This is a genomic window from Salmonirosea aquatica (assembly GCF_009296315.1).
Lineage (GTDB): Bacteria > Bacteroidota > Bacteroidia > Cytophagales > Spirosomataceae > Salmonirosea > Salmonirosea aquatica.
Window position 1 is genome coordinate 2,161,991 of sequence record NZ_WHLY01000002.1, and the last position, 23,197, is coordinate 2,185,187.

Consider the following 23,197-nt stretch of genomic DNA (forward strand, 5'->3'; position numbering starts at 1 on the left):
CGCTTCTATCCGACTGCCTGGCGCGGGATCCCGCGATTCCAAAATCAGTTTGCCACACCCCAGGCTTTTTCCTTATTTTTGTTCAGACCTTACTACCTGAACTAATACTGAATCATAGTAGTTTGCGTTTCATATCACCTGATCTTCTGGTACAAGAACTGAATCCGTTATATCAATGAAAAGGAATTCGCTACTGCTTTGGCTGGTCATTTCAGCTTTTCTATTTTCCTGCCGGGAAAAAAACATCGTTCCGGAAGGCAATCCAGCCGATACCGAGGTCAATAACTGGATTTACGATAACATGAAAACCTGGTATTTCTGGAACGACAAGTTGCCCACTAGTCCCGATTTTACGCCCGATCCGCAGAGTTTTTTTCAATCGATTCTCTACAAATACGACGCTACGCTGCGTCCCGACGGCGATCGCTTTTCCTGGCTAGAGGCAAGTGCTGATGAGTTGAAAGCCTCTCTCAGCGGTGAAACGACCAGCCCTGGCCTGGAATTCAGGCTGATCCGCTACGCGAGCGGAGGCGACGATCTGTTCGGAATCGTCACGTATGCGATCAAAGGTTCACCCGCCGAGAAGGCCGGGTTCAAACGCGGCGATTTCTTTACGCATGTCAATGGGCAGAAACTGACCGTCGACAACTATTACGCTTTGCTGTATACGGATAGTGAGGCAAAGGTATTCACGATGGGTGAGCTTGATGCGGATAAAAAAGTAGTGAGCAGCACGGCTACCCGCACCGTCACGCCTACCGTGATTCAGGCTGATCCGGTATATTTCGATACTACTTTCGTGAAAGGCGACAAGCGCGTGGGGTACCTGGTGTACCATCAGTTTATTCCCGGCCCCAATGGCAGCAGCAGCAATACCTACGATCAGGAACTGGAGAAAGTATTTGCCGATTTCAAGAGCAAGAATGTCAATGAATTGGTGATCGACTTTCGGTACAACCGGGGCGGCTACGTCAGTTCAGCCACCCAAATCGCCAGCCTCATCGGAAAAGGTACCTCGGACAAGGACGTTTTCTATTACAAAGAATATAACAAAACCGTCACGCCCGACCTCGAGAAGCAGTACGGGAAAGACTACTTTCACGATAACTTTCTGAACAAGACCCAGAACCTGGGTGGAAACCTGAACCGCGTATTTTTCCTTACCTCCACCTCCACGGCTTCGGCCAGCGAGCTGGTTATCAACGGCCTACAACCGTTTATGAATTTATACCTGATCGGGGGAAAGACAACCGGGAAAAACGTCGGGTCCATCACGCTCTCTGACAAGTCGAAACGTATCAAGTGGGGCATTCAACCCATCGTGTCGCGCTCGTCGAACAGTCTGCACAGTTCCGATTATACGGCGGGCTTCACGCCCGATGTAGCCAAAACCGAAGGTACCCTGCTGTATCCGTATGGTGATCCCCGCGATCCGTTGCTGGGCGAAGCCCTGTTCCAAATTTTCGGCACGCGGGTAGCCCGCCGGGGCGTGGAGGATTCAGATCAGCCTCAGGCCGGTCCGCAAGTACATTCATCCATCGACCGGCACGCCGCAGGCGGCAATATGTTCTTCAATTCGCCCAACGAGTAAACTCTGTAAAAAAGTTTTTAGTACCATGCCATCCGCTGCGCAACGGATGGCATGGTTTTTTGTTTCAGGTCTTCGTACATTGTACACTTACTCATTTAATTTGCACCCCTTAAATCAAGAAAAATCATGGGAATTTTAACGTGGATCTTCGTAGGACTCGTCGCGGGCGGCATTGCCAAAGCCATTCATCCGGGCAAAGATCCCGGTGGCTTCATCGTCACGATGCTAATTGGTATTGCAGGAGCTATTGTTGGAGGATTTATCGCCAGCGCGCTCAACATGGGAACCGTGGATGGCTTTAACATTGGTAGTCTCTTCATCGCTATCCTGGGCGCTATTCTGTTGCTGTGGCTGTACCGCAAATTTAGCGGCAACAAAGCATAGGAAAGGTACCACTATATTCCAAAAGAAGGCCGCGGATGTTTCCGTGGCCTTCTTTTATTTCACGGGTGGAACGTACTCCCTTCTGCGCTCCACGTAAAACAAAAGCGCGGAATCCAATGGACTCCGCGCTTTTGTAAATAAAAAAATTGATGACACAAATCGTCTATGGCCAACTAAATAATTGCTTCTGCCAGAACGAGCACTTTATTTTTCAACACCTCCACTACACCGCCGTCAATGCGGTACGTTTGCTTCGCAGCGGCAGCTGTTTCCACCACCACATCGCCCACACCCAGGGTACTTACCAGCGGAGCGTGATTGTTGAGTACCTGAAACTGGCCTTCGGTACCGGGGAACGTTACCGCAGTAGCTTCACCGGCGAATACTTTTTTATCAGGAGTTATTATTTCTAAATGCATGAGTCGTTGGTTTATTTCGCCGCGTCGGCCATCATCTTCTCACCCTTAGCGGTGGCATCTTCAATGGTACCTACGAGGTTGAAGGCCATTTCGGGCAGATGGTCAAACTCACCATCCATAATCTGATTGAAGCCTTTGATGGTATCGTTAATATCTACCAGTACCCCTTTCAGGCCTGTGAATTGCTCCGCCACGAAGAAGGGCTGCGATAGGAAACGCTCCACACGGCGCGCGCGCGATACAACCAGCTTATCTTCATCGGAAAGTTCTTCCATTCCCAGAATCGCGATGATATCCTGCAATTCCTTATAACGCTGCAATACGTTCTTGACGCGCTGGGCGCAATCGTAGTGCGCGGCACCGAGGTTCTCGGCGGTCAGGATACGCGAATTGGAATCCAGGGGATCCACAGCGGGATAGATTCCCTTTTCGGCTACTTTCCGGCTCAGTACCGTCGTGGCGTCAAGGTGGGTAAAGGTAGTGGCGGGTGCGGGGTCAGTTAAGTCATCAGCAGGTACGTATACGGCCTGTACTGATGTAATGGATCCGCGCTTGGTAGAAGTAATGCGCTCCTGCATGGCACCCATTTCGGTAGCCAGGGTAGGTTGGTACCCTACCGCTGAAGGCATCCGACCCAAAAGAGCCGATACTTCAGAACCCGCCTGCGTAAAGCGGAAAATATTGTCAATAAAGAAAAGTATATCGCGTCCCTGACCTTCGCCATCGCCGTCGCGGAAGTACTCGGCCACGGTCAAACCCGAGAGGGCCACCCGGGCGCGGGCTCCGGGAGGTTCGTTCATTTGTCCGAACACAAAGGTAGCCTGCGAATCTTTGAGTTCGTTGTAGTCCACTTTACTCAGATCCCAGCCGCCTTCTTCCATGCTGTGCTTGAATGCATCGCCGTACTTGATGATACCGGCTTCGATCATCTCACGCATCAGGTCATTTCCCTCACGGGTACGCTCACCTACTCCGGCAAATACCGAAAGTCCGGCGTACGCTTTGGCAATATTGTTGATCAGTTCCTGAATCAAAACGGTCTTGCCTACTCCGGCTCCACCGAACAGCCCGATCTTACCACCTTTCACATAGGGAGCCAGGAGGTCGATAACTTTGATTCCGGTAAAGAGTACTTCGGTGGAAGTAGCCAAATCCTCAAACTTAGGGGCAGAACGGTGAATTGACAAACCATCCGTTTTGTCCACATCCTGAAGTCCGTCGATGGCATCCCCCACGACGTTGAAAAGGCGGCCTTTGATGGCTTCGCCGATGGGCATCCGGATGGGTGAGCCGAAAGACTTCACCTCCATGCCCCGCTGCAAGCCTTCGGTTCCATCCATCGCGATGGTGCGAACGCGGTCTTCGCCAAGGTGCTGCTGGCATTCCAGGATTACTTTCTGGCCGTTGGGCTTTACGACTTCCATTGCATCCAGAATGGAGGGAATGAATTCGCTGTTTTCAAATGATACGTCAACTACGGGGCCAATTACCTGCGTAACTTTGCCTATGTTTGTCACGTTCGCCATCTTTTTAGTAATGAGTGAATTGTGATTGGGTAAATGAGAGAATACTATTGATCAGATTGTTACACTTTGTCTTTGCACGCTTGAAAATCGGCCATAGGCCTTTTTTCAGACCGCAAAATTAGCCGATAATTTGGTCAGTACCAAGAGCGCACCTACTCATTTATTGGATATTTTTTAGAATTAAGCCCTCTTTTCACGAAAAGTGTATAGAAATTTTCAGAAAGGGCGTTTTGCATTTTATGAAACAACTCTTTTTCTGGCGGTCCTGGCCCGCCGCTGAACGACGGATCGCGCATTGGGCGCTGGGAATCCTGAGTCTGAGTCTGCTATTTTTCCTGGCCACCATCATTGACCCGCTTGCCAATACGGTACATTGGGACGTTTTGAGCGAACTATCCGAAATCCCTTCGGTGGTGGATATTCTGCCGCTCGACGGCTGGCAATTCGGCGTGACCGTCCCCTCCTTTCTGACGATGGAGCAGTTCCTGGCCGCACCGATGGAGTTGCCCGTCAATCTCATCCGTTTCGGAGGCATTCTGGCCCTGCTCGGTCTTTGCGTGATCCTGGCCGCCCTCACCGCCCTACCGCGCTTCTGGTACCTGGGCAGCATGGTCACTTTCATTCTGCTGGTGGCGGCCTGCCGCCTCGAAACCCTGGGCTTATTCGGGGAAGGGTCGCGCCTTTTCTTTATCATCGTGGTAGTCGCCTTCGGCGGACTCAGCTACTACCTTCACGCATTCCGCTCCGACTGGGACATCCGCGTCCGGATTCTGGCCTTCATAGGTTTGACAGCCCTTATGGTTTTGCTGGTGGCGCTGGCTTCACCGGTTGCCGAACCGATGCTGACGTTTGCGGCTTTCAGTTACCCCCTATGGCTACCGCTCTCGGTCATTTTCCTGCTCATGTCCGCCACCGAAATCATGGCTGGCCTGGTATGGTTAAGTACCAGCGGTCGCAAGGGAAAATCCTCGTTCAACAATTTTCTGATCATCAGTAGTTTTTACCTCCTGACGCTACTGCTGCTCTATTTGAAAAACACGCAGCGGATCGAGTGGAATACCTTTATCTTGAACCCTGCGGCGCTGGCGCTGGCGGCGGGTCTACTGGGTATCTGGGGTTTCCGCAAGCGACTGCATGCCGCTTCCGAGGTACTACACTTTCGTTCGGCCGGTTTCTGGCTCTACATTGGACTATTTACGGTAGCGTTATGTTTCGGTGGGTACGCAGCCGCCACGGCCAATGATCCGGTGCTGGAAGTACTGGAAGACATGACCGTGGAGGGACAACTGGCCATGAGCGCGCTGTTCTATTTTTATGTTCTGGCCAATTTCCTGCCGCTTTTCAGGCAGGGGCTTCCGGTACATAAGGTACTCTACAAGCCCCTGAAATTCGGCCTCATGCAAACCCGGCTGCTGGGCTTTGGGGGAGTCGTTTTCCTGATCGCCACGCAGGGAATATTACCCTTGTACCAGGGTGTGGCGGGGTACTTTAATGGCTTGGGAGATCTTTACACTAAAACGAAAGAGTACACGCTGGCCGAGCAGTACTATAAATTCGCCCTTCAGCAGGAATTCCAGAACCATAAGTCCAACTACGCGCTGGCTTCCCTCGCGCTGCGGCAGGACGACAAAACCGCCGCAGCCTATTATTTCAAACAGGCTACCCTGAAAAACCCTTCGCCGCAGGCTTACGTAGGCCTGGGTGGGGTACTGACGCAGGAGAGCTTGTTTTTCGACGCCGTTTCCAGCTATCAGGAAGGGATTAAAACGTTTCCGAAAAGCAGCGAACTCCTCAATAATCTGGGGATTCTGTACGCCCGCACCAACGTGGCCGATTCGGCTTACTATTACCTCGACCGTGCCGAGCAGGCCGATCGGAGTAATGACATACCGGCCACTAATTTGCTGGCGCTGTATGCTAAGAATACCGATACGGAACTGTTGGATTCCCTCGCCGAGTCTACTGTCGACCGCGACTACTACCCTTGGCAGGCCAACTGGCTGGCGGTGCAAAATCTGCGGCAGCAGTTCGATAAGCAACCTTTTGCTGCCAAAGCCATCCGCCCCGATTCGCTGCTGAACGTATCGGGGCTCGCCTACCTGGTCAACTATTCGCTCAATCAGGCCCGACACGATACTATGCCCGTACGGCTGATTGCGGCACTGGCCGATAAGAATCCACTGCTGGCCGATGACCTGTTACTCCCCTCGCTGTATGCCGATTTTTATTCAGGCAACCGACAGCGGGCCCTCGAATCCATGCAGGTTTTGGTAGAAAACGGCGGGGAGAAAGTCGAACTCTACCGTAAGATTTTCGGTCACTGGCTGCTTCAGCTCGGACTGTACGAGCAGGCGGCGGAACAATTCGGCCTGGTCGAAGGGGCCGAAGGATTGATCGGGCAAATCCTGGCCAATGCGTTCCGGGGGCAACCCGCCATTGCCGGCGTGTTGATCGAAGGCTTGCCCGCCCGCGGGGCCGAAGGCGCAATGGCTCTCCTGCGGAAAACCCTGGCTTCGGGTTTCAAGCCACCCATCCTGGGCGACTCCCTTTTGCGGGTGGCCCAGGGTACCCCCTCTCTGGAAGCTTACCGAAAAGCGTGGCAGGCCAATCCGTACCATGGACGCACGGTGGCAGCAGCAGCCGATTACCTCCGTCGGCATCGGCAATCGGCCCGTGCCTACGAACTGGTGGTGAATGCGCTGCAATTCAACCAAACCTCCCCACTGCTTTGGGAACAGTACGCCTACCTGAGTGTTGAACAGGGGCTACTGGCGCAGGGTGACGAGGCCGCCGACCAGGTACAGCAACTCACTTCCGATGCCGACTATCAGGCATTTCTGAATCGCTATCAGCCCATGCGGGCACTCATCGAAAAACGGCGCGCCGAGTTTAGATGATGCGTTATTTTTGAACTTCGTGACTAGCTGGTGGCCGTTAGCAATGGGCTGATGGCTTCTCGTACATTCTTAAAAGGCTGGTAGCCATTTGCTTTTCAAAAAATGAATCTAAGCTGGCGGATGCTTGGTCTGGCGCGGGAATACCGTCTGTTCAATGGCAAACAGATTGTTGGTCTTTTGAAGAACAACGTCTGGAACAGCCGGGCTTACGGCGAATTCAAAGGCCACCTGATGCGGTTTGAGAAAGACAGCAAGCGCAGGTACCAGGCAAGTATTCTGGACATTGAGGGCGAAAAGGTACTAGGTACCATTGAGTTCGGGTACTTTCCCCGCACAGCGACCATTCATTATGAAGGAGAAATCTTTACGTGGAAATCTTTGCAAAAAAATGGCTGGGGTAGCTGGGCCGTAGGCAATGCGGAAGAAGAAAGTCAGTACCTGTCCTCGAACAGGATAGGTACCCAGGGTGCCATCACCGAGGGGTACCTACCCCCGCTTGTCACGATGGCGGGTCTTTATATTCACAGCTATTTTTTCAGAAGATCCCTTCTGAGTATAGTGGTAGGATTTGCACTGGGGGTACTGATGGGGTACTTTGTAAATTGAAATTAAAAAGCGGATCATGAAGGTTCTAAAAATAGTCGGTATTGTGGTGGGGGTTATCGTCCTGGTATTTGCAGGGCTGGCCACCTACGCGTACTTTACTTATTTTAATATAGAGGGTGATTACGTCGCCAACTTCATGGCCAAAAATCCTACCAAAAGTGCCCTCTACTGGATGCGGAACGACAGCTTGGTGGCTGAGCAAAATCCTGACCAGAAAATGCCTTTGGCCAGTACGGTCAAAATCATCATCGCCATTGAGTTTGCTCAGCAGGTTTCTTCCGGCAAGATCAACCCGGCCGACCAGGTACCCCTCGGCGAACCGGCCCGTTTCTATATTCCCGAAACCGACGGCGGGGCGCATCCCGCCTGGCTAAAGCATCTTAACGAAAAGAATCTGGTACAGGATGGCAAGGTACCCCTCCTGGAAATTGCCAAAGGTATGATCCGGTTCAGCAGCAATGCCAACACCGAGTACCTGATGTGGCGGCTGGGTCTGAATGCGATCAATGCCAACCTGTCGGCTTTGGGTCTGGCCCAACACGACTCGCTCTATCCGTTCGCATCGGCGCTCTACGTGTGTTCGGACGAAAATTCGGCCAAGGGGCTGCAACTGATGGGTATGGACCTCTACAAGAAAAAAGCCGGGCAGTACTTCGAAACCCTGAAAGTGGATACGACGGTAAAAGCAAAATTCAACTTCGCCCACCTCAGCATGCCCGTACAGCGGGTGTGGTCCGACCGCCTGCCCGGAAGTACCGTTCGCGAGTACGATAGTATTTTACAAAAAATTCAGAGTCGTACCTACTTCGATTCTACGGCGCAGGGTACCCTGGAGAAGATCATGGAATGGCCGATGGAAGCCTTCGACAGCAACCGCCAGAAATACCAGCATCTGGGTGCCAAAGGGGGCTCTACGGCATTTGTGCTGACATACGCCCTTTATGCTACCGATCGACAGGGCAACCGTACCCGCTTGGTTTTTTTCTTCAATGACCTGACTCCCTTGGAGGGCAAGTTCTTGCAGACCATGTTAACCGAGTTTCAACAAAAAGTGCTTTCTGGTAGCGCAGAGGTTCGACAGGAAATTTTGAAAACCCTAAGTACCCCATCCATCGGCGACTAAGCAGTTTATTAAAACTCCATGAGATATGTCTTATTCCTTCTTTATTGTGGTGTCGCGCTGTCTGCCTGCGCTCAGTCCGAGGAGGTACATTTGAAGGAATTGCGGCAGAAATGGAGTAACGCCAAAACCTACACCCTGGCGCTGGCCGAGTCCATGCCCGCCGAAAAATACGGTTTCCGTCCGGTGGCAGAAGAAATGTCGTTTGGTGAGCAGTTGGTACATTTGTCGTCCAACATGGTGTGGTTATGTTCTGATTATCTGTCCGGTGCAAAACCACCCCACAACCGGAAGGAAATTGAGGGGTACTCCGCAAAACCGAAGGATGAGGTACTTAAAATCGTAGAAGAATCGTTGGATTACGCCGCCGCGACTTTAAAGAATTTCGACCCAAAGCAACTCAATGAGCCGGTCCAATTTTTCGCCGGCCCCATGACCAGGCGGCAGATTATCCTGCTCATGAACGACCATCTGACCCACCACCGCGCCCAGGCCATCGTGTACCTGCGGCTGAATGGGATTCTGCCGCCCAAGTATGTGGGGTGGTAGCTAAAACAAGGGATTTGCAGCCGGATAGCACGGCTGCAATCTGAAAATAAGAACTGTCCATTGTCAACTGTCAACTATCCGTTAAGCAAGTGAAAATCATCGAGACTACCGACATCGCCCGGCGTTACGTCATGGGAAGCGAAGTCATTCAGGCATTGAAATCGGTCACGATTTCGGTCAACAAAGGCGAGTACGTGGCGTTCATGGGGCCGTCGGGTTCAGGAAAATCGACGCTGATGAATATCATTGGCTGCCTGGATACCCCCAGCTCGGGGCGCTACGTTCTGAATGGGAAGGATGTGAGCGATATGACCGAGAGCGAATTGGCCGAAATTCGTAACAAGGAAATCGGGTTTGTTTTCCAGACCTTTAACCTGCTCCCCCGCATGTCGTCGCTGGACAATGTGGCCCTACCGCTCATCTATTCGGGCCTCAATAAGGCCGACCGTACCGAAAAAGCGCAATTGTCCCTAAAAAGTGTGGGACTTTCCGATCGTGGCGGCCACAAACCCAACGAACTTTCCGGTGGTCAGCGCCAGCGCGTGGCCGTAGCCCGGGCCCTGGTCAATGATCCCAGCATTCTGCTGGCCGACGAACCCACGGGAAACCTGGACACCAAGACTTCCTACGAAATCATGGATCTCTTCGACCAACTGCACAGCAAAGGCAACACCATTGTGATGGTAACGCACGAGGAGGATATTGCCAAGTACGCCCACCGCATCATCCGCCTGCGCGACGGCTTGGTCGAATCGGACGAAGTGAATCCTAATCCTACCAAGGTGAGTGCGCTGGTGCAGGAGGAAGGAGAGTAGCGGAGGTTGTGAAATTCTGAGTTAGGTAGGTTCCGGGCCGTAGCTGATTCTTTATCCGACAGGGAATCAGCTACTGTCGAAGATTTTGCTATTTTTGTCAGAACAACGTTTTGCAAAAGAATCAGTAGCTAATTTCGACTTTTACCAACAAACCTATGCTCCGACATTTCCTCGTTTCCTTTTTCTTCGTTTCACTATCCCTGGCTGGCCTGCGGGCGCAGGTCGTGGATGCGCCGCCCCGCGCCGAAGGGGATGGTCCTTACAATCGGCTCATCATCCGGGGCGTCACGCTGGTCAACAGCACGGGGGCACCACCCATGGGTCCGGTAGATATCGTGGTGGAGAAAAATAAGATAAAATCCATTCAGACGGTAGGTAATCCCGGGGTACCCATCGATCCCAAACGCCGCCCCGTAGCCAACGCGGGCGATAAGGAACTCAACTGCGAGGGCATGTACCTCATGCCGGGCTTCATCGACATGCACGGGCATACCGGCGGACGTGCGCAGGGTACCCCCGCCGAGTATGTGTACAAGCTGTGGCTGGGCCACGGGATTACCACCATTCGTGACCCATCGGCGGGCAATGGGCTGGCCTGGACCCTGGAACACAAGAAGAAAAGCCAGGAGAATAAGATCACGGCACCGCGCATCCTGGCCTACACCGCCTTCGGTATGGGAGCCAAAGAACCCATCTCGACCCCCGAGCAAGCCCGCGAATGGGTACGCCAGAACGCCAAGAACGGGGCCGATGGCATCAAGTTCTTTGGCGCTGAGCCGGAAATTTTCAAAGCGGCGCTGGACGAAAACAAGAAACTGGGCCTCCGCTCGGCCTGCCACCACGCGCAACTGGAAGTAGCCCGCATGAACGTACTGGCTACTGCTAAAGCGGGACTGACGACCATGGAACACTGGTATGGCCTGCCTGAGGCGATGTTTGAGGACAAAACCATCCAGAACTACCCCGCCGATTACAACTACAACAACGAGCAGAACCGCTTCGAGGAAGCCGGAAAGCTGTGGCAACAAGCCGCCAAACCCGGCTCCGAAAAATGGAACCAGGTGATGGACGAACTTATCGCGCTGGATTTCACCATCGACCCTACCTTCAATATCTACGAAGCCAACCGCGAACTGATGCTGGCCCGCCGCGCCGAATGGCACGATGAGTATACCCTACCTGCGCTCTGGCGTTTCTACGGACCGAGTCGCGTTTCACACGGTTCCTACTGGCACAATTGGGGTACCGAGCAGGAAGTAGAGTGGAAGCATAATTACCAGATGTGGATGCAGTTTATCAACGAATACAAAAATCGAGGCGGCCGCGTCACGGCCGGTTCCGATTCGGGATTCATTTACCAACTTTACGGCTTTGCCTACATCCGCGAACTGGAGCTGCTGCGCGAAGCGGGTTTTCATCCGCTGGAAGTAATTCGTGCCGCTACCATCAAAGGCGCCGAGGCGCTGGGTATGGCTGATCAGATCGGCTCGGTGGAAGTAGGTAAGTTTGCGGATTTCGTGATCGTGGAAGAAAATCCTTTGGCTAATTTGAAGGTACTCTACGGTACGGGTGCCATTCACCTTGACGAAAACAACGAAGTGACTCGCGTCGGTGGCGTGAAGTACACCGTGAAGGATGGCATCGTCTATGACGCCAAGAAACTGCTGGCCGATGTTCGGGAGATCGTAGAAAAAGCGAAGAAGGACGAGAATTTCCAGATCGTGCAGCCGGGCATGCCCCAGCCTGCCGGTAAGTTGGGAAGTGGGCAGAAGTAGTGGGCTGATTTTTTAATATACGCCTCGCGCCTATAATTACGCTCATTAAGGTAGAGGCTTTTCAGACATGAAGCAGGCTATAATCGTCTTATTATCACTGTTTGTGCCGACTCTGTTACGAGCCCAGGCACAAACAGTGGAGGTATACGGGAGGAGATACAGTGTACAGGCAAAAGGAATCGAAAATCGAAAGGAAGGTACCCCCGTTTTCATCCTCGAAAATGGACTTGGCGTAGGGTTTGAACATTGGGATACCGTCACGGAAGGACTTTCCCAACTCTCTCCCGTCTTGGCTTACGACAGGGCTGGGATCGGTGAATCGGAAAAAGTGTACAAAAAGCCGACAGTCCGATACGTGGCCGATAACCTTAAACAAATCCTCACCCAACTAGCTATTGCTCCGCCCTATATACTGATTGGTCATTCGATGGGAGGCGTGTATGTACGCGGATATGCCGGTTTGTACCCGGATGATGTCAAAGGTTTGGTTTTTATCGATCCGGCTGATTTTACCGAAACGAAGAAGGAATGGAATCAAATTTTTGAAAAGCTGGGGGTACCCACCGAGAAAATTGATCAACTCCTTTTCAAGCGTTTGTATGAAAAATCATCCGTAGATTCTGTTCGGTACGGTCCTTGGAGTGAAAGCGAGTACCTCAAAGAGCTTCGGCGGACCGATTTTGCCGAAATCAACGCGCTTCCCTTACCTGAGGTACCTATCTACTTTTTCATCGGCGGTCGATTTGAAGTACCGGAAAAATACTGGAGCGATGATTTTGACCAAAGGCAGTTCTTTTCCGTAAGGACGGATATCAATATAAAAAGGTGGAGAAATTTCATTTATTCTTCCCCAAAAGGCGGCAGTCTTATCTACCTTTCCAACAGCGGCCATTTCCTGCACAGGGATGACGCCAGGTCCTTTCTTGGCAATATCAAAATTCTGTTTGATGATGTAACAGGAAAGTAAACGGTTCGTTACCGTTCCTTACCCATCTCAAATTCCAGCGACTTTTTCACGGTTTTCAACTCAAAAATATTTCCAATTCTTTCCAAATCTTCCGCTCCAAATCCGCATAGCTAGTGTACGAATCGGGGAAGTGATCTAGCGTTTCGGTTAGCTTTTTATTAAAATCGCGCAGGCTCGATTGAACGCTAAGCGGGTTTACGCCTTCCGTTTTGAAACAAGTCAAAATCTTGGGTTTACCCGTTTCTTGGAATGTAGCCCAAGCCAGGTCAAATTCCTCCTCGGTGTATTTTCCGACTTTCGTGTGGGAGAGGCAAACGAAAAGATCGCATTCCGGAATCCGCTTGTTATAATCGTCCTGTTTTCGGGTTTCTGACATGGTGCCGCTCATAGCTTCCCAGTTTTCTAGCATCAAATAATTCGGATTTCCAGACTTCTTATAGCGATCATTTTTCTCGCTGAAAAACGCCCGTAGTTTATTGCGGTCCTCCGCCAGCTCGGCGGAGGAAGCAAGGAAAACGCGGATTGTTTTATCAGGTTTTTGTGTCTCAAGTTTTTCATTTTTCACGTCTTTCAACACTACCTTCTGCCCGACGCCCAACTGTTCTACTACAAGCAAATCACCTATTAACTTCATCAAATCCAACTTTTCCATTGAGCGCTGGCATTCGGCCTCGCGGTAACCTTTTTCTAAACGGTTCGTCAGGATTTCAAACTCGAAATAGTGCTGCTTGTTTTTCCCAGAACGGCAATCGGAGCATGGGCAGGCCACGATTTCGGCGGAGCGGATCCCTTTGTACTCCTCATGCAGGTCGCGGAGGCTTTTCAAAATTGAAGTGAGCAAGCCACGGCGGTTACTGCCCATCGCCCGAATGTTGAAAGCATGGCGCCCTTGGGATTTGGTTTTTGTTATCTCAGCAAAAGTGTGGTTCGACCAACGCAACACCACACCGTTGCGCCAGACAAGCGTGCGACCCCGGTCAATGTCTGTGTGGCGGGTCACGATGAATTGGGTGAGCAGCGCTTTCGGCAAAAACTCGTACTCTACGAAGAGTTCAAGCGAGTCCCCATCGGGGAATTTCCAATCGTCAGGCGGGACGGGGGGCAGCAAGGGCGGGGTGATGAACTCCTTGCGGTTGGGCAGTGCGTAGGCCATTTTGAACTGTTGCATTAGTTCGAGCAGTTGCGGAAGCATGCGTCTGTAGGTGGCATCCAACCAGATTCTCTCAAGATCGTTCCGATCGAAAAATCCCTTTTTCTGCTCCAAGATCATCTCATCTTCCAGAATTCTATAAACCGCCTGCGTGGCCCACTCATTTTTCAAAATGACAAATTGCTCCAGCAGCGGATTATGCTGGTAGTGCAGACAGACCCCGATTTTGTGCAGAATACTACTCAGTATTAAGGCGCTTTCTTCCCCTATTAGGTCGTTTTGCTCACAGACGCGAAAATATTCCTGCACAGAAATATAATTTTCATCGCGCCTCCGTTCTAGTTCCGAGCGGATATCCGCCCAGTTTTTGGGGTATTGAGTTTTGGCGTGCGGCAGGTTTTCCGCAAAGTAGCAAAGGCTTTTTTCAAGCTGCGGTACGCCTTTCTGGCTCAGCAGATTGACCAAACACACTTCTTTGATAAGCTTCGGAAACTGCTTGCGCCAGTGATCTTCATCGAAGGTACTTTTGCCCATCGTCTCAGAAAACTCATTGAGTACGACTAGCAGCGGACTTCCCGCACCGAATAGTTCGGCCGTTTGAAACCAATCGTCGAAGTCGGTCCGCGCGTTACCACTGTCGGCGACCATGACATAAACCGCACCCTCGGTATAAAAAAACTGGTGCAGGGGTTTGTATTTGTCCTGCCCGGCAAAATCCCAAATGTGCAGTTTAAAATCTTCCCCTGCCACCTCAAATTGATACTCACCAATGATAATGTCCACCCCTTTGGTTCGGTCACTCTCGGTGGGTAGAGGCTTGTTGAGCAGGCGGTTGGCGAGTGAGGTTTTACCAGCTCTGCCGTCACCGAGAAGCACGAGTTTGGCTTCGAGCAAAAGTTTTTGGCCTTTTTGTTTTTGTTTGAAGTAATCAAGGATGGCGGCGTTGCCTTGTTTTACCACCTCGACACCTGGGTTTTTAAAAGGATTATTTTTCAAGTTAATTTCCCCTATACCGATTTCATACATCTCCTTCCAAACTACAATTAGCCCCTTTTCTTCAGCTAAAAACCTAAAATGCTCAAAGTCGTTGATTTGATTACCGGATAAGTCAAGCGTGGTCAGGTTCGTCAGCTTATTTAGGAAGGAGCCATCGCCGATTCGATTGCCGGATAATTTGAGCGTGGTCAGGTTCGTCAGGTTGCGCAGAAAGTATCCGCCGCTAATTTGATTGCCGGATAAGTCAAGCGTAGTCAGCTTGATCAGGTTTTCCAAAAAGGACCAGTCCCGGATATAATTACCAGATAAGTCAAGCGTGGTCAGATTGGCCATTTTAGCCAGATATGACCCGTCGCTGATTTGATTGCCGGATAAGTCAAGCGCAGTCAGGTTTGGCAGCTTATTTAGGAAGGAGCCATCGCCGATTCGATTGCCGGATAATTTGAGCGTGGTTAGTTTGGTCAGGTTTTCTAGGAATGCCATGTCGCTGATTTGATTGCCGGATAAGTCAAGCGTGGTCAGGTTCGTCAGCTTATTTAGGAAGGAGCCATCGCCGATTCGATTGCCGGATAATTTGAGCGTGGTTAGTTTGGTCAGGTTTTCTAGGAATGCCATGTCGCTGATTTGATTGCCGGATAAGTCAAGCGTGGTCAGGTTCGTCAGCTTATTTAGGAAGGAGCCATCGCCGATTCGATTGCCGGATAATTTGAGCGTGGTCAGGTTCGTCAGGTTGCGCAGAAAGTATCCGCCGCTGATTTGATTGCCGGATAAGTCAAGCGTAGTCAGCTTGATCAGGTTTTCCAAAAAGGACCAGTCCCGGATATAATTACCAGATAAGTCAAGCGTGGTCAGATTGGCCATTTTAGCCAGATATGACCCGTCGCTGATTTGATTGCCGGATAAGTCAAGCGCAGTCAGGTTTGGCATTTTGCTCAGATATGACCAGTCCCGGATCTGATTACCGGATAAGTTAAGCATTGTTAGATTACTTAGATTGCTCAGAAATGATCCGATCCAGATTTGATTACCGGATAAGTCAAGCGCAGTCAGATTACTCAGTTTGCCCAGAAATAGCCATTCCCGGATTCGAGTGCTGCCGAGGTTAAGAGTGGTCAGATTGGTCAGTTTGCCCACGAATGACCCGCTACGGATTTGATTGCCGTTGAGATCAAGCGTGGTCAGCGTGGTCATCTTGCTCAGAAATGTCCCGTCGCTTATTTCAAGCTCGGAAAGAATAATTTTTCGAAGGCTTTTGGGAAACCGAGCGGTTTCGAACTGAGTTACACGGTTTCGGGGACCTTCATTTTTGCTATAAATCAACCCTCTTTTTCCCCAATCCCGCCACCTATCCGAAAATATCAAGGTATCCAGCCAATCCAATCCGGAAAGGTCGGGCATCTCCGTAAGCCCGCAATTGCCAAGGTCCAAGTACCCGGTGCGCTGCCTTTCTTCCTGTTCGATGAGTCGTTGTGCGAGTTCAGACATAATAGGTAGTCCTTAAAGTAAGGTAAATATAGGTATTGGATAAAATAGTAAAGAAAACTCTACCGCTCAGTGCCCGTAGCGACCCATTTCATATTCAAGTGAACGTTTCACGGTTTTCCACTCCGGCTGGATAATCGAGAACACAACGGTATCACGCAAAATCCCGTCCTTATCGATACGGTGATTTCTCAATACACCATCCTGTTTGGCCCCGAGCCGCAAAATGGCATTTCGTGAACGATAGTTGAACCAGTTGGTTCTGAATTCGACGGCGATCGTGTCAAGGCTTTCAAAGGCATGCCGCAGCAAGAGGTACTTGCATTCGGTGTTGACACCGGTGCGCTGAAAACTTTTTGCGTACCAGGTGTAGCCGATCTCAAGGCGGCGATGTTCGGGTTCCGCGTTGCAGTACCGCGTCGTGCCGATTAGGGTACCCTTCTCTCTATCGACCACCACAAACGGCAGCGATTTTCCGTCCGCCTGTTCTTGCAAAGCCGTTTCAAGATACTTATCGATAGTACTTTCCGAAGGTACCGAGGTGTACCATATATTCCATAGTTCGCCGTCAGCAGCCGCCAGCAGCAGATCGTCCCGATGCGATTTTTCGAGAGGTACCAAATCCACTTTTTGTCCTTCCAGTTGTATGGGATTGAGCCAATTTGGCATAGTTTTGTTATTTTCTATGTTTAGAGAGTAGGCAAATATAGGTACCCTAAGTTATCTCTCCATCAACCTCTGTACAGCTCCCTGTTAAAATTAGCCTATATGGATTTCGGTAAACTGGAAAATATAGAAAACGTGGACTTCACGCTTCCGTTCACGCACAAGTTCACCACGGAAACGCTGGCAGGTAGCGCGCTTTCTTCCAACAAGGAAGTGTAAGTGGCCCACCGATTTGGGCCAACAAAGAATGGGTGGGCAAAATCTATCCTTCCAATGCCAAAGACAAGGATTTCCTCTACCATTATACGCGCCAGTTCAATACCATCGAACTGAACATGACGCACTATCAGATTCCCAGTGACGACACCATCGACCGCTGGCGCGATACCGCGCCTGAGGGTTTTAAGTACTGTCCCAAATGGCCGCAAATCATCAGCCACGATGCGCAGTTACTCAATGTAATGCTGCCCGCCGATGAGTTTGTGCGGGAGCCTCGGGGATCAAATCAATCTATTTTTGTCCTGTCTATGGTTTGTCTATGCGCCTAATTAGGCTCAGGGACAGGCAGATACTAGTTTTGGAGAGTTCAAATCTCTAAACCCGTATCACCCATGAAAAACCATTTATCAAAACCCTACCTCATCCCGGTTGTTTGTTTTTTTCTCTTGGGGATAGGGGCGTGCCAAAAATCAGATGTTGGCCTTGAAATCAAACCAAATCCTGAGGCCACTGAAATCAATACTTTAATTTCGGGTATGACCTACGACGCCAGCGCCATGCTCAACGTCAATGATTTGGGGGGTACTCCATCCAAGCGAACCCTGACGAGAAAGAACAGTTCCACCTCAGGCCCCAACCTGGGTATCATCCAAAGCTGCGTTACGGAAGATTATAATCTGAAAACAAACTTCGATGAGGTAGCTATCATCCGACCCACCAATGGTATCGTATGGCCGGGAGCCTTAGTCCTGGGAAATCAGAGCATGCTCGACGGCCTGCCCGACCCACTTACGCTGCCCCGCAATCCGGTTAAGCTCAGACTCGATCTCCCGGGTATCGGCGAGAAGGGCAATATCGTGATCAAAGAACCGGCCAACTCGTCGGTACAAACCGGAATCGACGAAGCGCTCGAATGGTGGAACGCCAACGCCTACCAGGATGGCTACGTGAATGCCTCCAATTCGTCCTACCAGGCCTCTACCTCATACAGTTCTAAACAAATGAGCCTGGATGTGGGATTAAACATCGAATGGGCCACCGGATCGGTGGCGTCACAACTCGACTATGCTAGCAGTGCCACCAAGCGGGTGGCCTCTATGGTTTACAAGCAGGTCTTCTATACCGTAACCATGGACACCCCGGAAAACCCGGCCAGCGTATTTGGCCCCGACGTATCTCTGACTACGGTACAGTCGGCCATTGGTTCGGATGCCCCGCCGGCTTATGTCAACTCGGTTTCTTACGGACGCATCATCATGTTCAGGATGGAAACTACCGATACCCGCACATCCGTCGATCTCGATGCCGTACTCAAGTACGCAGCGGGCGTAAGTGGCACTGCTACCGTCAACTCCACCTACGATGCCATCCTGAAAAATTCGTCCATCACGGTAGTGACCATCGGAGGGAACGCCGAGGTAGCCTCACAAGCCGTGAGCGCAACCGGGCCGGGATCGCTCAAAAAAATTATCACAGGTAAGAATGCGCTATACAGCCGCGACAACCCCGGAGTGCCGATAGCCTACACGGTTCGCTACCTGAAAGACAATTCCTTTGCCAAACTAGGCTATACTACTGATTACAAAACCGTTTCTTGTGGAGAGAGTGCCTACCAGCACAAAAACGCTTTCGTAAAAAAGACCATAGACAATACTGTACACTTCCGTTTTACCTACAAAGCGCAGGGTTCGCAGACCTTCAAGACCACGGGCTGGACCGAAGTAACGAAAAACAATATCAAAGTAGGTGCCCGACCACCTGCTGGTGCCCACGATGTGCGGATTCAGTTTGAGGTATGGGATCTCGTCCAATGGAGTACTTTGGGAGAGTTAAGGCTTAACTACATAAATAGTGACATTTGCTACGAAGCATACTGCACATCCTATTTTGTAGGATGTACGGGTTGGAGTATAAAGGTGATTGGTTGTTAGCGGGTCTGGGTACATTTTAAATAATAACAAATCGTCCCAAAGCATTTGCAGGGGAAAGGTCAACGGGTCTGTTCTATTGCAAATGCTTTTTTGCATCAAATGATAATGGGAGCGCGTCAAAGTTAGCCACGTCGTTTTTTTTGGTTTTCCTTTCTGGGCATAACCGGAAGGAAGAAAGCTCCCACCCAATCCCTGACCGCATGAAAAATCCGAAAGCCGCCCAAAAACTGAAAGAAAGGCAGGAAATGATTCAGAAAAAACAGGCTTTGCTCAAAAAAATTGAGCAGGAGTTGACTCAATTGAGATCCAAGATGGATGCACATTTTGAATCAATGAACAAGGCCATTGAAAAAAAGTAATTATCTTGAATAATGACTTTTTCATACGGATGAAATAAGGATAGCACTATGAAGTACTTCCTGATTTTAATATTGACCAATTCCCTGGCTTTGGCCCAGACCAATCCGGCCATAGATAGCCTTGTAGCAAAGGGTAAAAGCCTGATTGGCAAAGCGGATAACAGGAGCCTGAAGTATTCCTACAAAGCCTTTAACCTGTCCTCAAAAGAAAACTATTATTGGGGGAAAATGAACGCCGCCAAATGGCTTGCGGAGGTCTACTACTACAAAAATAACATGGACTCGGCCATGAAGTACGACGACCTGGCCCTTAGCCTGAGCCGACAGGAAAACGACCTGCCCGAAATAGGGAATACCCTGGTAGCCAAGGCCCAGAAAATCGCCGAGGTAGGTCGGAAAGAAGAAGCTTTAAATCTCTTTAGGGAGGCGCGGTCAATCATGGAAGCCAGAAAAGACACGTCCAGCCTGATCGATCTGCTTCTTCGTGTAGGTTTTATAAATAATCTCCTCGATCGGACCGACGCGGCCATGGCCGTTTTAACCAAAGCAAGTAAATTCTCCATCGCCCGGAATGACCTGCTTAGTCATGCCCACGCCCTTGATTATATGGCCATAGTTCAGAAAAAAATCGGCAACTTCGATAAGGCTATCGCGCTGGATGAGGAAGCATTACCGCTTTTTAGAGAATCAAAGGATGCTTATGCCCTCGTTTCCGTACTTAACAATCTGGGTGTACTCTATAAAGACACCAAACAGTACCGTAAGGCCCTGGCCATGTACCAAGAGGCCGAAACAGTAGCTGAGCCATTGGAGTCCAACCGCATTTCGGCTATCCTGGCCGATAACAAAGGCATCTTACTGAATCTGATGAGAAGGTACCCAGAGGCAGAGGCCGAATTGCGAAGGTCGATTGATCTGGCTACGCAGGTCAGCTATATGGAATCGCTAGCCGACGCCCGTATCAACCTCGCCCGTAGCTTACATAAGCAGGGAAGAAGCGCTGAGGCCCGGCAGCAGATAGTGCATGGTCTCGACCTGGCCAGACAGATAAAAGCACTGGAAAAACAGAAGGAAGGCCACTTCATTGCAAGGGAGATTTTCGCCGAACAGGGCGATCTTGCGACGGCGCTTTTTCACGCTGATGCTTTGCTGGTTGTGAAAGACAGTATATATACCCTTGAAAAAACCAAACAGATCAATCAACTCCAAACCCAGTACGAAACGGCCAAAAAAGACGCCGAAATCGAAATCCTGAACAAAAATGCCGAACTGGATCGCAACCGCAGAATTGCATTAGTGGTCATACTGGTACTTCTGGCCCTGACCGCCGCCGCCTGGATTTACAGCCTGGCCGTTAAGCGGAAAAAGCTCCTGGCCGAAAACGCTCTGGTGCGGCAACAAAGAATGAATGCCGAACAGGAAAGGCTGCATGTAGAGCAGGAACTGGAATTTAAGCATAAAGAACTCACCACCAAAGTGCTCCAATTGGCCCGCAAGAATGAATTTCTGAACTCACTGGAAGAACAGGTAGCTGTCCTCAAAAACAGTATGGAGGATACCGTAAGGCAAACCTCCCGCCGAATCATTCGCCTGATCAAAAGCGATATTGCGGAAGACAAGCAGTGGGAGCAATTTGGGGAAGAATTCAGGAGCTTGCACAAAGGCTACATGGAGGCACTCACCGAAAAACACGGCAATCTGACAACCAACGAAATTCGATTGATTTCGCTTTTGATGATGAATTTGTCATCCAAGGACATTGCGGCCACCCTGCGCATTTCCAACGAAAGTATTCTGACGGCCCGCTATCGGCTGCGGAAGAAACTGGGGCTTGATACCGAGCAGGATTTGCAGGGCTATCTGATTAGTTTCATGTGATGAGTAGGATACAGAGTATTAGATTCTCATTGGCCTGATTTTTTAAAAGCTTGAATAAACTATTCGCTTATTCAAAATTACCCAGCCATGGATTTTGGTAAATTGGAAAATATAGAAAACGTGGACTTCACGCTTCCGTTCACGCACAAGTTCACGACGGAAACGCTGGCAGGTACCGCGCTTTCTCCCAACAAGGAAGTGTACGTGGGCCCACCGATTTGGGCCAACAAAGAGTGGGTGGGCAAAATCTATCCTTCCAATGCCAAAGACAAGGATTTCCTCTACCACTACACCCGGCAGTTCAATACCATCGAACTGAACGTGACCCACTACCAAATCCCGAGCGACGACACCATCGACCGCTGGCGCGAAACGGCCCCTGAGGGATTCAGGTACTGCCCCAAATGGCCCCAAATCATCAGTCACGATGCGCAGTTACTCAATGTGATGCTTCCCTCTGATGAGTTTGTGCGGGCGGTATTGGGACTGGGCGATCGACTGGGAACCACATTCCTGCAGCTAGGCCCTTCGTTCGATACCTCTAAATTTTCCAATCTCGAATTTTTCTTAAAGACGCTCCCGAAAGACTTCCCGATTGCGGTCGAGTTCCGGCATCCGAGCTGGTTTACTGACGGATACGCCTTGCAGCAGACGCTGGATCTGTTGCACGAACTGGGCGTAGGTACCGTGATGTCCGACGTAGCGGGCCGCCGCGATGTGCTGCACATGAGCCTGACTACTCCCACGCTGGTACTGCGGTTTGTGGGTAACGAACTGCACCGCACCGACTATACCCGCACGGACGAGTGGCTGCTGCGCATCAAGGCGTGGTTTGAGCAGGGGCTGCACAAGGTTTATATTTTTATTCATACCGAAGACAATACCTTTTCGCCCGAGTTAGCCAAGTATTGGATAGAAGGATTCAACACAAAAATGGGATTATCCCTACAACCACCCGAGATTCGCCCGCAGGTCATTCAGGGCGAATTATTTTGATACATTTTTTCTGTTTTCCTTCAATAAGTTTATATACCTTTGTGGCATGTTCAGCACAGCAACATACCATCACGCTCACCAACTGCCGCTGGAATAAGGTTTTTGGGTGATGTGTTTTTGAGAGAGAATACAGTGTAATAAGGTTGAATACAGAGTACCCCCGAAGCCCGATTCCTTACCGAATCGGGCTTTATTTTTTAAGAAAAAGCTAATGGCCGATGGCTAATAGCTATTGGCTTTTTATATGAAAACTGTCATCATCAAATACAACGCGGGTAACGTGCAGTCGGTCATGTACGCGCTAGACCGGCTGGGGGTTAGCTACCTTTACACCGATGAGGAGGAGGAAATCCGCTCAGCCGATAAGGTGATTTTTCCGGGGGTGGGCGAGGCCAGTACCGCCATGGCGTACCTGCGCAGCAAAAAGCTGGATCGCCTCATTCCTACCCTGAAACAGCCCGTTCTGGGTACCTGCGTGGGCATGCAGCTCATGTGCCGCTATTCCGAAGAAAACAGCACCGACTGCATGGGTATTTTCGACGTGGACGTGCAGCGGTTTCCGGCTACCCCAGGCATCAAGGTACCCCACATGGGCTGGAACAGCCTGCACGACTATAAAAGTACCCTATTGGAAGGGGTGCCGGAGAATGCCTATGTGTACTTTGTCCATAGCTACGCCGCGCCCGTTTGTGACTATACCATTGCTACCTGCGAGTACATCCGTCCGTTCAGCGCGCTGCTGCACAAGGATAATTTTTATGCCGCCCAGTTCCACTGTGAAATCAGCGGTAATATCGGTGAAACTATCCTGCGTAATTTTCTGAAAATGTAGTTAAGGCACTAGGCCATATATTTTAAGAAATAAACAAAT

19 protein-coding genes are annotated in these 23,197 nt (G+C 50.5%); 15 read left to right on the top strand and 4 right to left on the bottom strand.

The window, feature by feature from the left end; translation table 11 throughout:
* The first annotated feature begins 175 nt into the window (after nt 1-175).
* Both GBK04_RS10045 and GBK04_RS10050 read left to right on the top strand, forming a co-directional pair.
* Nucleotides 176-1,591 carry a S41 family peptidase gene (locus GBK04_RS10045; RefSeq protein WP_152759225.1) on the top strand — a complete coding sequence of 472 codons (1,416 nt, stop codon included), beginning with the start codon at nt 176-178 and terminating at the stop codon, nt 1,589-1,591.
* A 126-nt stretch (nt 1,592-1,717) separates the two neighbouring features.
* Nucleotides 1,718-1,975: a GlsB/YeaQ/YmgE family stress response membrane protein gene (locus tag GBK04_RS10050; protein WP_152759228.1), complete on the top strand. Its 258-nt coding sequence runs from the start codon at nt 1,718-1,720 to the stop codon at nt 1,973-1,975.
* Nucleotides 1,976-2,148: 173 nt separating this feature from the next.
* Here GBK04_RS10050 and atpC read toward each other — a convergent pair whose 3' ends face one another.
* The gene (gene atpC, locus GBK04_RS10055) at nt 2,149-2,394 is read right to left on the bottom strand and encodes an ATP synthase F1 subunit epsilon (protein ID WP_152759231.1); all 246 of its coding nucleotides are present in this window, start codon (nt 2,392-2,394) and stop codon (nt 2,149-2,151) included.
* Between the two features lie 11 nt (nt 2,395-2,405).
* Nucleotides 2,406-3,920, bottom strand: a complete 1,515-nt coding sequence (gene atpD, locus GBK04_RS10060; RefSeq protein ID WP_152759234.1) for a F0F1 ATP synthase subunit beta — start codon at nt 3,918-3,920, stop codon at nt 2,406-2,408.
* Nucleotides 3,921-4,159: 239 nt separating this feature from the next.
* On the opposite strand from atpD, the gene GBK04_RS10065 reads away from it, so the two are divergent.
* The 7 genes from GBK04_RS10065 (at nt 4,160) to GBK04_RS10095 (ending at nt 12,649) form a co-directional block, all read left to right on the top strand.
* On the top strand, nt 4,160-6,817 hold the full coding sequence (locus GBK04_RS10065; RefSeq protein ID WP_152759239.1) for a UDP-N-acetylglucosamine--peptide N-acetylglucosaminyltransferase SPINDLY family protein: 2,658 nt from the start codon (nt 4,160-4,162) through the stop codon (nt 6,815-6,817).
* A 102-nt stretch (nt 6,818-6,919) separates the two neighbouring features.
* Nucleotides 6,920-7,423 (top strand): hypothetical protein, encoded by a 504-nt coding sequence (locus tag GBK04_RS10070; protein ID WP_152759242.1) that lies wholly within the window; start codon nt 6,920-6,922, stop codon nt 7,421-7,423.
* Nucleotides 7,424-7,439: 16 nt separating this feature from the next.
* Nucleotides 7,440-8,546, top strand: coding sequence for a serine hydrolase (locus tag GBK04_RS10075; protein WP_152759245.1), 1,107 nt, complete (start codon nt 7,440-7,442; stop codon nt 8,544-8,546).
* Between the two features lie 18 nt (nt 8,547-8,564).
* Entirely contained in the window at nt 8,565-9,092 is a 528-nt protein-coding gene (locus tag GBK04_RS10080) for a DinB family protein (RefSeq protein WP_152759247.1), read from the top strand.
* 89 nt (nt 9,093-9,181) lie between these two features.
* Nucleotides 9,182-9,907: an ABC transporter ATP-binding protein gene (locus tag GBK04_RS10085; RefSeq protein WP_373330872.1), complete on the top strand. Its 726-nt coding sequence runs from the start codon at nt 9,182-9,184 to the stop codon at nt 9,905-9,907.
* Nucleotides 9,908-10,062: 155 nt separating this feature from the next.
* Nucleotides 10,063-11,682, top strand: coding sequence for an amidohydrolase family protein (locus GBK04_RS10090; protein ID WP_152759250.1), 1,620 nt, complete (start codon nt 10,063-10,065; stop codon nt 11,680-11,682).
* A 67-nt stretch (nt 11,683-11,749) separates the two neighbouring features.
* On the top strand, nt 11,750-12,649 hold the full coding sequence (locus tag GBK04_RS10095; protein ID WP_152759253.1) for an alpha/beta fold hydrolase: 900 nt from the start codon (nt 11,750-11,752) through the stop codon (nt 12,647-12,649).
* Between the two features lie 55 nt (nt 12,650-12,704).
* On the opposite strand, the gene GBK04_RS10100 is transcribed toward GBK04_RS10095, so the two are convergent.
* Together GBK04_RS10100 and GBK04_RS10105 are read right to left on the bottom strand one after the other, a co-directional pair.
* Nucleotides 12,705-16,280, bottom strand: coding sequence for a leucine-rich repeat domain-containing protein (locus GBK04_RS10100; protein WP_152759255.1), 3,576 nt, complete (start codon nt 16,278-16,280; stop codon nt 12,705-12,707).
* A 66-nt stretch (nt 16,281-16,346) separates the two neighbouring features.
* Nucleotides 16,347-16,946, bottom strand: coding sequence for a GNAT family N-acetyltransferase (locus GBK04_RS10105; RefSeq protein ID WP_152759256.1), 600 nt, complete (start codon nt 16,944-16,946; stop codon nt 16,347-16,349).
* 248 nt (nt 16,947-17,194) lie between these two features.
* On the opposite strand from GBK04_RS10105, the gene GBK04_RS10110 reads away from it, so the two are divergent.
* The 6 genes from GBK04_RS10110 (at nt 17,195) to hisH (ending at nt 23,158) form a co-directional block, all read left to right on the top strand.
* The gene (locus GBK04_RS10110; RefSeq protein ID WP_373330873.1) at nt 17,195-17,491 is read left to right on the top strand and encodes a DUF72 domain-containing protein; all 297 of its coding nucleotides are present in this window, start codon (nt 17,195-17,197) and stop codon (nt 17,489-17,491) included.
* Between the two features lie 63 nt (nt 17,492-17,554).
* Complete coding sequence (locus GBK04_RS10115) at nt 17,555-19,093, top strand: thiol-activated cytolysin family protein (protein WP_152759259.1); 1,539 nt, start codon at nt 17,555-17,557, stop codon at nt 19,091-19,093.
* 200 nt (nt 19,094-19,293) lie between these two features.
* A complete protein-coding gene (locus tag GBK04_RS30495; protein WP_373330874.1) occupies nt 19,294-19,452 on the top strand; it encodes a hypothetical protein in 159 nt (52 codons plus the stop codon).
* A 48-nt stretch (nt 19,453-19,500) separates the two neighbouring features.
* Nucleotides 19,501-21,330: a tetratricopeptide repeat protein gene (locus GBK04_RS10120; protein WP_152759262.1), complete on the top strand. Its 1,830-nt coding sequence runs from the start codon at nt 19,501-19,503 to the stop codon at nt 21,328-21,330.
* A gap of 87 nt (nt 21,331-21,417) precedes the next feature.
* Nucleotides 21,418-22,326 carry a DUF72 domain-containing protein gene (locus tag GBK04_RS10125; RefSeq protein ID WP_152759265.1) on the top strand — a complete coding sequence of 303 codons (909 nt, stop codon included), beginning with the start codon at nt 21,418-21,420 and terminating at the stop codon, nt 22,324-22,326.
* 244 nt (nt 22,327-22,570) lie between these two features.
* Complete coding sequence (gene hisH, locus GBK04_RS10130) at nt 22,571-23,158, top strand: imidazole glycerol phosphate synthase subunit HisH (RefSeq protein ID WP_152759267.1); 588 nt, start codon at nt 22,571-22,573, stop codon at nt 23,156-23,158.
* Nucleotides 23,159-23,197: the final 39 nt, after the last annotated feature.

Bases quoted from the DNA above. Each gene is read 5' to 3' on its own strand.
- GBK04_RS10080 (WP_152759247.1), top strand. From the start codon at position 8,565: ATGAGATATGTCTTATTCCTTCTTTATTGTGGTGTCGCGCTGTCTGCC.
- GBK04_RS10070 (WP_152759242.1), top strand. From the start codon at position 6,920: ATGAATCTAAGCTGGCGGATGCTTGGTCTGGCGCGGGAATACCGTCTG.
- GBK04_RS10115 (WP_152759259.1), top strand. From the start codon at position 17,555: ATGAAAAACCATTTATCAAAACCCTACCTCATCCCGGTTGTTTGTTTT.
- GBK04_RS10045 (WP_152759225.1), top strand. From the start codon at position 176: ATGAAAAGGAATTCGCTACTGCTTTGGCTGGTCATTTCAGCTTTTCTA.
- hisH (WP_152759267.1), top strand. From the start codon at position 22,571: ATGAAAACTGTCATCATCAAATACAACGCGGGTAACGTGCAGTCGGTC.
- atpD (WP_152759234.1), bottom strand. From the start codon at position 3,920: ATGGCGAACGTGACAAACATAGGCAAAGTTACGCAGGTAATTGGCCCC.
- atpC (WP_152759231.1), bottom strand. From the start codon at position 2,394: ATGCATTTAGAAATAATAACTCCTGATAAAAAAGTATTCGCCGGTGAA.
- GBK04_RS10090 (WP_152759250.1), top strand. From the start codon at position 10,063: ATGCTCCGACATTTCCTCGTTTCCTTTTTCTTCGTTTCACTATCCCTG.
- GBK04_RS10065 (WP_152759239.1), top strand. From the start codon at position 4,160: ATGAAACAACTCTTTTTCTGGCGGTCCTGGCCCGCCGCTGAACGACGG.
- GBK04_RS10100 (WP_152759255.1), bottom strand. From the start codon at position 16,280: ATGTCTGAACTCGCACAACGACTCATCGAACAGGAAGAAAGGCAGCGC.
- GBK04_RS30495 (WP_373330874.1), top strand. From the start codon at position 19,294: ATGAAAAATCCGAAAGCCGCCCAAAAACTGAAAGAAAGGCAGGAAATG.
- GBK04_RS10125 (WP_152759265.1), top strand. From the start codon at position 21,418: ATGGATTTTGGTAAATTGGAAAATATAGAAAACGTGGACTTCACGCTT.
- GBK04_RS10075 (WP_152759245.1), top strand. From the start codon at position 7,440: ATGAAGGTTCTAAAAATAGTCGGTATTGTGGTGGGGGTTATCGTCCTG.
- GBK04_RS10105 (WP_152759256.1), bottom strand. From the start codon at position 16,946: ATGCCAAATTGGCTCAATCCCATACAACTGGAAGGACAAAAAGTGGAT.
- GBK04_RS10120 (WP_152759262.1), top strand. From the start codon at position 19,501: ATGAAGTACTTCCTGATTTTAATATTGACCAATTCCCTGGCTTTGGCC.
- GBK04_RS10050 (WP_152759228.1), top strand. From the start codon at position 1,718: ATGGGAATTTTAACGTGGATCTTCGTAGGACTCGTCGCGGGCGGCATT.
- GBK04_RS10095 (WP_152759253.1), top strand. From the start codon at position 11,750: ATGAAGCAGGCTATAATCGTCTTATTATCACTGTTTGTGCCGACTCTG.